The following is a 12,709-nucleotide window of genomic DNA, read 5'->3' as shown; positions in this document are numbered from 1 at the left end:
GCGGAGCTGACACATCTCTCGGAAAGGTGACCAGACGCGTGAACCCGCATCGGCCGCAAGCCCCGCTACCGCGGTGGCAGGGCGCCTTTCCCCCGCTCGTGACGTGGACGACCAGGCAGCGCCCTGCCGACGTCGATCGCGGTCGCGGGTTCACTACAGACATTGAGGAGCCGTGACATGCCTTCGGAAGAGCAGTACGTCGACTACCTCAAGCGGATGGCGGCCGACCTGCGGGAGAGCCGCCGCGAGCTGGCGGACGCGCGGGAGAAGGAGACCGAGCCCATCGCGATCGTCGCGATGAGCTGCCGGTTCCCCGGCGGTGTCCGCACCCCGGAACAGCTGTGGGAGCTGGTCGACGGCGGTGGTGACGCGATCTCGCCGTTCCCGGCCGACCGCGGCTGGGACACCGACGCGATCCACGATCTCGACCCTTCCGTGCCCGGCACCAGTTACGTCCGCGAGGGCGGGTTCCTGCACGACGCCGCGGAATTCGACAACGAGCTGTTCGGCATCTCGCCGAGGGAGGCCGAGGCGACCGACCCGCAGCAGCGCTTGCTGCTGGAGACGGCGTGGGAAGCCGTCGAGCGGGCCGGGATCGACCCGCATTCGCTCAAGGGCAGCGCCACCGGGGTGTTCGCCGGGGTCGGGTTCACCGATTACGCGTCACGACTGACCGCGCTACCCGAAGAGCACGAGGGCTACCTCGGCATCGGTACCTCGGGCAGCGTCGTGTCGGGCCGCGTCTCCTACGCGCTCGGTCTCGAAGGGCCGTCGGTGTCGATCGACACGGCATGCTCGTCGTCGCTGGTCGCGGTCCACCTCGCCGCCCGCGCGCTGCGGTCGGGGGAATGCACGCTGGCGCTCGCGGGCGGTGTCACGGTGATGGCGACGCCCGGTGCGTTCGTCGAGTTCTCGCGGCAGCGGGGGCTCGCGCCGGACGGTCGCTGCAAACCGTTCGCGGCCGCCGCCGACGGCACCAACTGGGCCGAGGGCGCCGGGATGCTGGTGCTGGAGCGGCTTTCCGACGCGCGCCGCAACGGCCATCCGGTCCTTGCTCTCGTCCGCGGCAGCGCGGTCAACTCCGACGGCGCCTCCAGCGGCCTGACCGCGCCGAACGGCCCGTCGCAGCAACGCGTGATCCGCGCCGCGCTCGCGAACGCCGGTATCGAAGCGTCCACTGTGGACGTCGTCGAGGCGCACGGCACCGGGACCGCGCTGGGTGACCCGATCGAGGCGCAGGCCCTGCTGGCCACCTACGGTCGCGACCGCGAAACCCCGCTGTGGCTGGGTTCGGTGAAGTCCAACATCGGCCACACCCAGGCCGCCGCCGGTCTCGCCGGCATCGTCAAACTGGTCGAGGCGATGCGCCACGCCACGCTGCCCGCGACGCTGCATGTCGACGCGCCGTCGCCGCACGTGGACTGGTCCGCCGGCGCGGTGGAACTGCTCGCCGAGGCCCGCCCGTGGACCGCGACGGACCGGCCGCGCCGCGCGGGCGTGTCGTCGTTCGGGATCAGCGGCACCAACGCGCACGTCATCCTGGAGCAGCCTGCCGAAACGCCCGCCGAGGACCGCGAGATCGTGGCGCCGCCGGTGGTTCCGTACGTGCTGTCCGGCGCCTCGCCCGCCGCCGTCCGCGCGCAGGCCGCCGCCCTGTTGTCCACTGTGGACGAATCGGGCGCCGAACCGGCCGACGTCGCGTTCTCGCTGGCCACCACCCGCGCCACCATGGAGCACCGCGCGGTCGTCACCGGTGCCGACCGCGCCGAGCTGACTGCCGGTCTCCGCGCCCTTGCGGGCGGCGAAGCGGGTCCGGTCACCGGCAGCGACACCGCGGGACGGCTGGCCGTGCTGTTCACCGGCCAGGGTTCACAGCGGCTCGGCATGGGCCGCCGTCTCCACGAGTGTTTCCCGGTGTTCGCCGAGGCCTTCGACGAGGCCTGCGCACACCTGCCCGGAGTCCGGGACGTCGTTTTCGGCACCGACGCGGCGCGCCTGGACCGCACCGAATTCGCCCAGCCCGCCCTGTTCGCGTTCGAGGTCGCCCTCTTCCGGCTCGTCGCGTCCTGGGGTGTGACCCCCGACTTCCTCGCCGGGCATTCGGTCGGCGAGATCGCGGCCGCCCACATCGCCGGGGTGCTTTCACTGGAGGACGCGGCTCGCCTGGTCGCTGCTCGCGGCCGGTTGATGCAGGCATTGCCCGACGGCGGGGCGATGATCGCGCTGGAGGCGACCGAAGACGAGGTCCGCCCGTACCTGTCGGCCGACGTCGCCCTCGCGGCGGTCAACGGCCCCCGCGCGGTCGTCCTGTCCGGCGCCGAGGCAGCGACCACCGCCGTCGCGGAACGCTTCCCCGGCCGCCGCACGACCCGGCTTTCGGTGTCCCACGCCTTCCACTCGGCGCTGATGGAGCCGATGCTCGCCGACTTCGCCGCCGTCGCGCGGACCCTGACCTTCCGCGAGCCCGCGATCCCGGTCGTCTCGACCCTGACCGGCGAGCTCGCCGACCGCCTCACGGATCCGGCGTACTGGGCCGAGCACGTCCGCGGGACCGTCCGATTCGCCGACGCGGTGGAAACCCTGCACGGCGAAGGCGTCACGACCTTCCTCGAACTCGGTCCGGACGCCGCGCTCACCCCGATGGGCCGGTCGGTCCGCCCTGAAGGCGTTGTGTTCGCCGCGGCCCAGCGCAAGGACCGCGACCAGGCCGCCACGCTCGTCGCCGCGCTGGGCCTGATCCACGCCCACGGCGCCCGTGTCGACTGGGCCGCCTACCTCGATGGCAGCGGTGCGCGGGTCGTCCCGCTGCCGACGTACCCCTTCCAGCGCAAGCGTTTCTGGCTGGAAGACCCGGGCGCGGGCGTGGTCGCCGCCGAGGACGGCCGGTTCTGGTCGGTCGTCGAATCCGGCGACGTCGGCGAGTTCGCCGCCGAACTGAAGCTGTCCGACGTCGAAGCGCCGCTCGGCACCGTCCTGCCCGCGCTGTCTCGCTACCGCCGCGCTCGGTCGCTGTCGGCCGAGGCGGCTTCGCTGGCCTACCATGTCCGCTGGCAGCCGTTCACCCCCGCGACGACCGCGGCCACCGGGCGCTGGCTGCTCGTCACGTCGTCTCGCGAGCACCCGTGGATCGAGACCGCCGTCGAGGCACTGGCCGGTGCCGAGGTGCGGCGGCTCGTCGTCGAGCAGCCCGATCGTGTGGAACTGCCGGACGAGACCTTCGACGGCATCCTGTCCTTGCTGGCCCTCGACGAGACCGAGACCGACGGACTCTCGTTCGGCGCCGAGGCCACGATGACCCTGGTGCGGGAGCTGACCGCCCGCGACCCGCAAGGTCCACTGTGGACGCTCACCCGGGGCGCGGTCTCGACCGGCGCCCACGACGCGCCGGATTCGCCTGCCCAGGCCCAGCTGTGGGGCTTCGGCCGGGCGGCGGCGCTGGAGAACCCGCAAGCGTGGGGCGGCCTCGTCGACGTCCCGGCCGAGGCGGGGGAGCGGACCGTCGCCTTGCTGCGCGGCGTCCTCACCGGCCCTCGCGGCGAGGACCAGGTCGCCGTCCGGGCCGCTGGCGCGTTCGGCAGGCGGCTCGCTCACGCCGAGCCCGCCGAGCCCCAGCGGTCCTGGCAGCCGCGCGGCACCGTGCTCGTCACCGGCGGCACCGGCGGACTCGGCGGGATCGTCGCCCGGTGGCTGGCCGACCACGGCGCCGACCACGTCGTTCTCGTTTCCCGCCACGGAGAAGACGCTCCCGGCGCGGCCGAACTGGCCGGGGATCGCGTCACCATCGCCGCCTGCGACGTCGCCGACCGCGACGCCCTCGCCGCCGTCATCGAGCCGATCCGCGGCGATCTTCGCGCGGTCTTCCACCTCGCCGGCGTGCTCGAACTCGGTCTCATCGAGTCGATGGACCGCACGCGCTACGCCGACGTCCTCCGCCCGAAGGTCGCCGGAACACGCAACCTCGAAGAGCTCACCGACGGGCTCGACCTAGACGCCTTCGTCCTGTTCTCCTCGATCGCCGCCTCCATCGGCAACGCGGTCCAAAGTGCCTACGGCGCCGCGAACGCGCATCTCGAAGCGGTCGCGCAGCGCCGCCGGGCGAACGGGCTCCCCGCGACGTCGATCGCGTGGGGTCGCTGGGGCGAGGTCGGCATGGGTGTCGGCGCGGACCTCGACGAACTGCTCAGTGGTCTCGGCGTCCCGGCCATGGCCCCGGAGACCGGCCTGGTCGCGCTCGGGCAGGCACTGGACCGGGACGAGACCGTGCTGACCGTCGCCGAACTGACCTGGGAGAAGTTCGCCCCACCGTTCGCCGCGCTGCGGCCGAGCCCGCTGCTGGCCGACCTGCCCGAGGTCGTCGCCATCGCCGAGGCCGAAGCCGCCCGCGCCGAGGAAGGCGCCGAAGCCGCCGACGCGTGGCGAGCCCGGCTCGCCGGACTGCCCGAGGCCGAACGCGAACGCGTGCTCACCGAACTCGTCCTGACCCACACGGCCGCCGTCCTCGGACACACCGACGGTGTCCCGGCCGGGCAGCAGTTCACGAAACTGGGTATCGATTCGCTCACCGCCATCGAATTGCGCGGCCGGATCAACACCGAGACCGGACTTGCGCTGCCGCCGACCATGGTGTTCGACCACGCGACCCCGGCCGCGCTCGCCACGCATCTGCTGGCCGCGCTCACTCCTGTGGCCCAGGAGCCGCGGACCGTCGTCACCGGACCGGCCGCCGCGGGCCAGGACGTCGCCGTCGTCGGTCTGTCCTGCCGCTTCGCCGGTGGCAGCGACACCCCGGAGAAGTTCTGGGAGAACCTCGTCCAGGGCAAGGATCTGGTCCGCGAGGTGCCGCCGGACCGCTGGACCGCCGCCGACTACTACGACCCCGACCGCACCGCGCCGGGCAAGGCGTACACGCAGCAGGGCGCGTTCGTCGACGACATCGCGGGCTGGGACGCGGCGTTCTTCGGCCTCTCTCCGCAGGAAGCGCGGAGGCTCGACCCGACCTTCCGCCTGCTCATGGAACTGGTGTGGGAAGGCATCGAAGACGCCGGGCTCACCGCCGACGAACTGCGCGGCAGCCGCACCGGCGTGTTCGCCGGACTCATCGACACCATGCAGTACAGCATGCGGCAGCTCGAAGCCGACGGCATGGACGCGGCCGACGACCCCTACTTCGGGCTCGGCAGCTCGCTTTCCGCCGCCGCCGGCCGCATCGCGCATCTGCTCGACCTTCGCGGGCCCTGTCTGACCGTCGACACCGCCTGCTCGTCGGCGCTGAGCGCGGCGCACCTGGCCGTGCAGAGCCTCCGCCGCGGCGAATGCGACATCGCGATCGTCGGCGCGGCCTCGGCGATGATCAACCCGGACGTGTTCATCCAGTCCTGCAAGATGAGCATGCTGGCCGCCGACGGCCGCACCAAGACCTTCGACGAGAGCGCCGACGGCTACGTCATCGGCGAGGGCGGCGGCGTCGTGGTGCTCCGCCGGGCGGGCGAGGTCGGCCCGGGCAGGCGGACCCGCGCGGTCATCCGCGGCACCGCGACCAACCAGGACGGCCGCAGCAACGGGCTCACCGCACCCAACCGCGCGGCGCAGAACGCGGTCATCCGCGCGGCGCTCGCCGACGCCGGGGTCACCCCCGACGAGGTCGGCTACGTCGAGGCACACGGCTCCGGCACACAACTCGGCGACGCGATCGAGTTCACCGCCCTCGGTGAGATCTTCGGCGAGCGGAACGCGCCCGAACCGCTCTACGTCGGCGCCGTCAAGACGAACGTCGGCCACACGCTCGCCGCGGCGGGGATGGCCGGGCTGATCAAGACCGTGCTGTCGCTGGAACACGGCACCCTGCCGGGCAACCTGCACCTGAGCACGCCGAACTCGGTGGTCACCGTGGACGGCACGGTCCGCCCGGTCCCCGAGGCGCGTCCCTTCCCGGCCAACGCCGACGGGGTGCTGCGCGCGGGCGTCAGCTCGTTCGGCTGGTCCGGCTCCAATGTCCACTTCGTCCTCGATCAGGCGGCGCCCGCTCCGATGCCCGCGCCGGGCCCGGAATGGCAACTGCTCACGGTGTCCGGGCAGAGCGAAGCCGGGCTGCGCGCGAACGCCGAGGCCTTGGCCGATCACCTGACCGAAGACCTCGAACTCGCCGACGTCGCCTTCACGACTCAGGCCGGGCGTAGCGCACTGCCGGTCCGCAAGGCGGTGCTGGTGCGCGACCACGCCGACGCCGTCACGGCACTGCGCGCGGTCACCGGCGGCTCGGCCGTCACCGACAAGCGGCGCTTCGGTCTCCTGCTGCCCGGCACCCGCCGCGCCTGGCAGGGCACGACCGACGAGCTGTACCGCACGGAACTCGCGTTCCGCGCCGCGATCGACGAATGCGCCGCCCTGCTGGACGGCCGGGCCGACCTCCTCGGCGCGCTCTACGGCACGGCCGAGGCCGACGAACGAGCCGTGGTCTTCGCCGTCGAGTACGCCTTCTGCCGGCTGCTGACCGCATGGGGCCTCGAACCGGCCGTGGTGCTCGGACGCGGGACCGGCGAATGTGTCGCCGCCGTCGCGGGCGGGTTGTTCGGGCTCGCCGAAGGCCTCGAACTCGCGCTCGGCGGGCCGGTCCCACGGGTGGGAACGCCCACGGCGCCGGTGATCTCGCCCCGCACCGGCACGGTGCTCACCGCCGCCGAGGCCGCGGACCCGGCCCACTGGCGGATCGCGGACGACCGCTTCGAAGACGGCCTGCTGGCCTTGGCGAAGTACGCCGGAGTCCTGGTGGAAGCCGGGCTCGGCGACGACGGCGCCGAGGCGGCCGGACGCTACCTGCCGCAGACGCCGGTGGTCTCCCTGCTGCCGGAGCCGGTGGCCGGTACCGGACGGCGTGCCTGGCTGACCGCGCTCGGCACGCTGTGGGAGCACGGCGTCGAGATCGGCTGGGCGGACGGCGCGGGACCGGACCGCCGGTTCGTTTCGCTGCCCGGCTACCGCTTCCAGCGCACCCGCTACTGGCCGGAGGTCGCCTCGCGCGGCTCGGGTTGGTCGCTCGACCAGATGTCCGCCGCCGAGCCGGAGACACCGGTTCGCGCCGGTCTGGCCGCGCACACTCCGACGTGGCATCGGGACACCACTCGCCGAGTCCCCGCGACGCCGGGGGACCTGGTCCTGTTCGCCGAGCCGGGTGCCTTCGCCGACGACTTCGCGGTCGCCGCGGAGGCCGCCGGGCACCGCGTCACGGTCGCCTCCGAGATGGACCGCCAGGTGCTCGCCGGGGACGGCCCGCTGCGGATCGTGCACGCCCTCGGGCTCACCGCAGGCGGCCTCGAATCCGGCTTCTACAGCCTCTTGGAGCTCGGCAAGGCAATCGGCGCCGAATGCGCCGGGCGTCGTGTCGATCTGCTCGCGTTGGGACGCAACGGTTTCGACGTCCTCGGCGGGGACGCCACCGACGCCTTCGCCCCGACCATCGCCGCCACGGCCGACGCGATCGCCGCCGAGTACCCGCTGGTCCACGCGCAGTACGCGGACTTCGACCGCGCCGGGGACAAGGTCGCCCAGGCCCTGCACGAGCTCGACCTCCTGGCGGCGTCCACAGTGGACACCGTCGACGGCGTCGCGGTCGCCGCCTGGCGCGGCGGACGGCGCTGGCTGCGCGGCTTCGACGTCGTCGAGCTGCCCGAGGTCGACGACTCGCTGGCCTGGAAGCCCGGTGGTACCTACCTGATCACCGGCGGGCTCGGTGTCCTCGGTCTCGCGCTGGCCCGGCGGCTCGCGCCGCTGGGGATGAACCTCGCGTTGGCCGGCCGGTCCGAGCTGCCGCCGGAGGAGACCTGGGACGACTGGATCCGGGATCATGGCGTGGATGACCGCACGAGCGAAGTCCTGCTGGCGGTCCGGGATCTGCGCGCCCTCGGCGCCGACGTCCTCACCTTGCGCGCCGACGTCAGTGCCCCCGGCGAGGCCGCGGCGCTGCTGGCGGAGGTCCGCGGTTACTTCGGCTACCTCGACGGCGTGGTGCACGCGGCCGGGGTCGCCGGTGGTGGCCTGCTGCAGAACAAGACCCGTGAGCAGGCGGCCGCGGTGCTGGCGCCGAAGGTCGACGGCACCCTGGCCCTGACCGAGGCGCTGCGCGTCGAACCGGTCGACCTGCTGATCCTGTACTCCTCGACGGTGACGCTCACCGTCGGCGTCGGCGAGATCGACTACTCCGCGGCCAACGCCTTCCTCGACGGGGTCGCCTCGGCCTCGGCGGGCGGACGCGGTCCCGCGAAGCAGGTCGTCTCGGTCGCGTGGGGTCCCTGGCAGCTCGATGCCTGGACGGCGTCCGGGCTTTCGGGTTCCGCCGAAGCGCAGGAGGGCTCCCGCAAGTTCCGTGAGGAGTTCGGCATCGGCGCCGAAGAAGGCACCGAACTGCTCTCGCGGATCGTCGCTTCCGGAGAGCCGCTGGTGACCGTGCTGCCGCTCCCGCTGGCCGACGTGCTGGCCGCGCTGGCCCGGATGGGCTCGGTCGACGCGCTGGTCGGCGCCGACGCCGCGATCCCCACCGGAGAGCGGTACCCGCGACCCGATCTGCGCACCGCGTACGTCGCCCCGCGCACCCCGGCCGAAGAGCGCGTCGCCGCCGCCTGGTGCGACTGCCTCGGCCTGGAACAGGTCGGCGTGCACGACCCCTTCTTCGACCTCGGCGGTACTTCGCTGATCGGCCTGGTGCTGATCGGCCGCGTCGCCAAGGAGTTCGGCGTCGAACTGGCCCCGGCGAGCCTGTTCGAGAAACCGACCATCGCCGAGTTCGTCACGCTTCTCGGCGAACCCGGCGCGCCGCAGGTGGCCGCCGAGCCCGCCGAAGACGTCTCCGCGCGCGGCGAGCGCCGCCGCGCCCGCACCGCCAAGCTCCGCAAGCGCCCGAGCCGGACCGGAAGGTGAACCACCCCATGACCACGCGAGAACGGGACACCGGCGACGACATCGCGATCGTCGGCATGGCCGGGAACTTTCCCGGCGCGCCCGACATCGGCAAGTTCTGGGCCGATCTGTGCGCCGGCCGCGACGGCATCACCCGGATGACCCGCGCCGAACTGCTGGCCGCGGGCGTCCCCGCCGAAGTGGCCGACGATCCCGCGTTCGTCCCCGCGGCCGGGTTGCTGCCCGGCATCGACCGCTTCGACGCCGACTTCTTCGGCTACAGCCGCGCCGACGCCGAACTCCTCGACCCGCAGCACCGGCTGTTCCTCGAATGCGCGTGGCACGCGCTGGAGGACGCGGGTGTCGACCCGGACCGGATCGAAGGCCTCGCCGGGGTGTTCGCCGGCGGCGCCCCGAGTACGTACCTGCTGTCGAACCTGCTGTCCAACGACGTCACCGCGCTGACCGTCGGCCCGGATCAGCTGATCCTGCAGAACGAGAAGGATCTGCTCGCGTCCCGGCTGTCGTACGCGCTCGATCTGACCGGCCCGTCGGTCAGCGTGCAGAGCTGTAGCTCGACGGCGCTCGCCGCCGTCGCGCAGGGCTGCTCCAGCCTGCTCACCGGCGAGTCCGACCTGGTCGTGTCCGGCTCGGTTTCCGTTGTGGTGCCTCAGGAACCGGGCTATCTCTACCGTGAGGGCAGCCGGTTCGCGCCCGACGGCATCAACCGGATCCTCGACGCGGGCGCCAACGGCAAGGTTCCAGGGAACGGTCTCGGCGTCGTCGTGCTGCGGCGGCTGGAGGACGCGCTGGCCGACGGCGACCGCGTCTACGCGGTGATCCGGGGCTGGGCCATCCACCACGAGGGCAACCGCGCGCGGCAAGGGTTCAACCTGCCGGGCGTTCCCGGCCAGGCCGCCGTCGTAGCGGAGGCGATGGCCGCCGCCGACGTCGAGCCCGACGAGATCGACCATATCGAAGTGTCCACTTTGGGCACCCCGTTCGGTGACGTCGCGGAGATCTCCGCGCTACAGAAGATTTTCGACGTCGACGGCGTCGAGCGGGTCACTCTCGGCTCGATCGACGCGAATCTCGGGCACATCAACCAGGCGGGCGGCGTCGCCCGCCTGATCAAGGCCGCGCTGGCGTTGCACCACGAGAAGCTGCCGCCCGCGGTCAACTTCGAGAAGCCCAACCCGCAGCTCGCCCACAGCGGTGACAAACTCGTCGTGCAGACCGAACTGGGCGACTGGCCGCGCGGCGAGCGGCCCCGGCTGGCCGGCGTCAGCGCGTACGGCTTCGGCGGCACCGACGCCCACGTCGTCATCGAGGAAGCGCCGGAGGACTGCCCGGAGCGTCCGCCCGCGCGTCCGCACCAGCTGCTCGTGTGGTCCGCGCGGACCTCCGAAGCGGCGGACGCGATGACCGGCAGGCTCGCCGCCTCCAGTCCTGAGTGGACGGATCTGGCCGACGTCGCCTACACGTTGCACAACGGCCGGAAGGCGTTCGAGCACCGGCGGATGACGGTTGTGTCCTCTGTGGATGACGCCGTCGACGCGTTCGCGTCCGTGGTGGCCGAAGCGGACTCGAAGCCGCGGAAGGCCGGCTTCCTGCTCGCCGGGGTCGGCGAGCAGTACCGCGGCATGGCGGGTGGACTCTACGAGAGCGAGCCGGAGTTCAAGGCCGCCGTCGACGAATGCGCCGCACTGTTCAAGTCGCATCTCGGCACTGACCCGACGACGAGCCTGCACGGCTCTCGCGGTTCCGACGGCGGCGACCTCGCCCGCCTGCTGGGTCGCGCGACCGACAGCGAGGACGCCGCTCCGTCGGTCACCCAGCCCGCAGTGTTCACCCTCGGCTACGCGCTCGGCCGCCTGCTGCGCGCCTGGGGAGTCCAGCCGTCCGTGCTCGCCGGGTACAGCGTCGGCGAGTTCGCCGCCGCCACGCTCGCCGGGGCCCTGACCCTGGAAGAGGCCACCGCGCTCGTCGCCACCCGCGCGAAGCTGATCGAGAAGCTGCCGGAAGGCGCGATGGCCGCGGTCCCGCTGGGGGCCGCCGAACTCACCGCGCTGGTGGGCGACGTGACGGCGTTCGGCGTCGACGTCGCCGCGGTGAACGGACCGCGGATGATCGTGGTGTCCGGCGCCGGCGACGGCGTCGAAAGGCTGGCCGCCGAACTCGCCGGACACGGCGTCCCGGCCAGGCCGCTGCGCACCACGCACGCCTTCCACTCGCGGGCCCTGCGCCCGGCCGCGGCGGAACTGACCGCGTGGGCGCGGAAGAACCTCACGCCGCGCGAGCCGGAAGTGCCCTACCTGTCGAACGTCACCGGCGCGCCGATCACGCTCAAGCAGCTGAAGGATCCCGGCTACTGGGCCGAGCACATGTGCCGTCCCGTGCGGTTCGCGGCGATGATCGAGCATCTTGCCAGTGTTTCCCCGGATACCGTGTTGCTGGAACTGGGAGCCGGGCAGTCGCTCGGCTCGATGTTCCGCGGTCACCCCGATTTCCCGCAGACCTCGTGGCCGCTGCTGGTTCCGACCCTGCCCGGCGAGGCCGACCCCCGCCAGGACACGGCCGTGCTCACCGAAGCGCTCGGCCGCGCCTGGCTTTCCGGGGCGGACATCGACTGGCGGGCCTATCACGACGGCCGCGACCCGCGGAAGACCACGTTGCCGGGTTATCCGTTCCAGCGCGACCGCTACTGGATCGAGCCGACCAGGGCCGTCACCGACGTCGCGCTCGGCGCCCGGTCCGCCGAGACCCCGGTCTACCTGATCGAAGGCGAACTGGACGTCACCGCCCGCGACCTGGCCACCCGGCTGGGTGCCGAACTGGGCGCGACCGTCGTGTTCGCCGACCAGCACCCCGGCGGCGCCGACGCCGTCCGGGCCGCCCACGGCCGGCTCGACGGCGTGCTGGACCTGACCACGAGCAACGCAGCCAAGGAGGAACGATGACCCTCGTCGGAGTCGTCGGCGCCGGTGTGATGGGCACCGGGGTCGCGCAGAACCTCGCCACCAGCGAGCACGAGGCCGTGCTCATCGACGTCGACCCGGGAAAACTGGCCGACGCCCGCGACCGGATCGAACTCGAATGCCGGATGAGCCGCATGCTCGGCGGCCCCGAGATCGACGCGGCCGCCGTACTCGGCCGGATCACCTTCGGCACCGAGCTCGCCCTGCTCGCCGAGGCCGAAGTGGTGATCGAGAACATCACCGAGAACTGGGACCTCAAGTCCCGCCTGTACCCGAAACTCGACGAGGCCTGCAAGGCCGACACCGTGTTCGTCGTCAACACCTCCGCCATCCCGATCACCAAGGTCGCGGCGCTCACCCGGCGCCAGGACAAGGTGATGGGGGTGCACTTCATGAACCCGGTGCCGATGAAGCCTTCGTGCGAGTTCATCCCCGGCTACCACACCAGTGAGTCCACAAAGGACATCGTGCGCGAGCTGCTGCTGTCGATGGGAAAGAAGCCGATCCCGGTCAACGACGCCTCCGGGTTCGTCTCGAACCGCGTGCTGATGCTCACCGTCAACGAGGCCGCTTTCCTCGTGCACGAAGGGGTCGCGGACGCGGAGACGGTCGACGAAGTGTTCCGCGGCTGCTTCGGGCACCCGATGGGCCCGCTGGAGACCGCCGACCTGATCGGCGTCGACACGATCCTCTACAGCGTCGAGGTCCTCTACGACGAGTTCAACGACAGCAAGTACCGCCCCTGCCCGCTGCTCAAGCAGATGACCGCGGCCGGGCTGCACGGGCGCAAGAGCGGCAAGGGTTTCTACAACTACGGCGGCTGAAGGGGACTTTCCCCTCGT

The 12,709-nt window shown here is 72.3% G+C and carries 3 protein-coding genes; all 3 read left to right on the top strand.

What is annotated here, in order from left to right; genetic code table 11:
* The first annotated feature begins 177 nt into the window (after window positions 1-177).
* From LCL61_RS30860 to LCL61_RS30850, 3 genes are read left to right on the top strand one after another with little or no spacing between them, the layout of a single operon-like run.
* Window positions 178-8,910 carry a type I polyketide synthase gene (locus LCL61_RS30860; RefSeq protein WP_340683025.1) on the top strand — a complete coding sequence of 2,911 codons (8,733 nt, stop codon included), beginning with the start codon at window positions 178-180 and terminating at the stop codon, window positions 8,908-8,910.
* An 8-nt stretch (window positions 8,911-8,918) separates the two neighbouring features.
* Window positions 8,919-11,849, top strand: coding sequence for a type I polyketide synthase (locus LCL61_RS30855; RefSeq protein WP_340683024.1), 2,931 nt, complete (start codon window positions 8,919-8,921; stop codon window positions 11,847-11,849).
* Complete coding sequence (locus LCL61_RS30850; protein ID WP_340683023.1) at window positions 11,846-12,691, top strand: 3-hydroxyacyl-CoA dehydrogenase family protein; 846 nt, start codon at window positions 11,846-11,848, stop codon at window positions 12,689-12,691. The genes LCL61_RS30855 and LCL61_RS30850 overlap by 4 nt, the downstream gene beginning before the upstream one ends.
* Window positions 12,692-12,709 lie beyond the last annotated feature (18 nt).

The organism is Amycolatopsis coloradensis (assembly GCF_037997115.1).
GTDB lineage: Bacteria > Actinomycetota > Actinomycetes > Mycobacteriales > Pseudonocardiaceae > Amycolatopsis > Amycolatopsis coloradensis_A.
The sequence above is the reverse complement of the archived record's forward strand: the minus strand, read 5'-3'. Positions and strand labels throughout refer to the sequence as shown.

What these genes read in the sequence shown, in the direction of transcription:
- LCL61_RS30855 (WP_340683024.1), top strand. Translation starts at nt 8,919, where the DNA reads ATGACCACGCGAGAACGGGACACCGGCGACGACATCGCGATCGTCGGC.
- LCL61_RS30850 (WP_340683023.1), top strand. Translation starts at nt 11,846, where the DNA reads ATGACCCTCGTCGGAGTCGTCGGCGCCGGTGTGATGGGCACCGGGGTC.
- LCL61_RS30860 (WP_340683025.1), top strand. Translation starts at nt 178, where the DNA reads ATGCCTTCGGAAGAGCAGTACGTCGACTACCTCAAGCGGATGGCGGCC.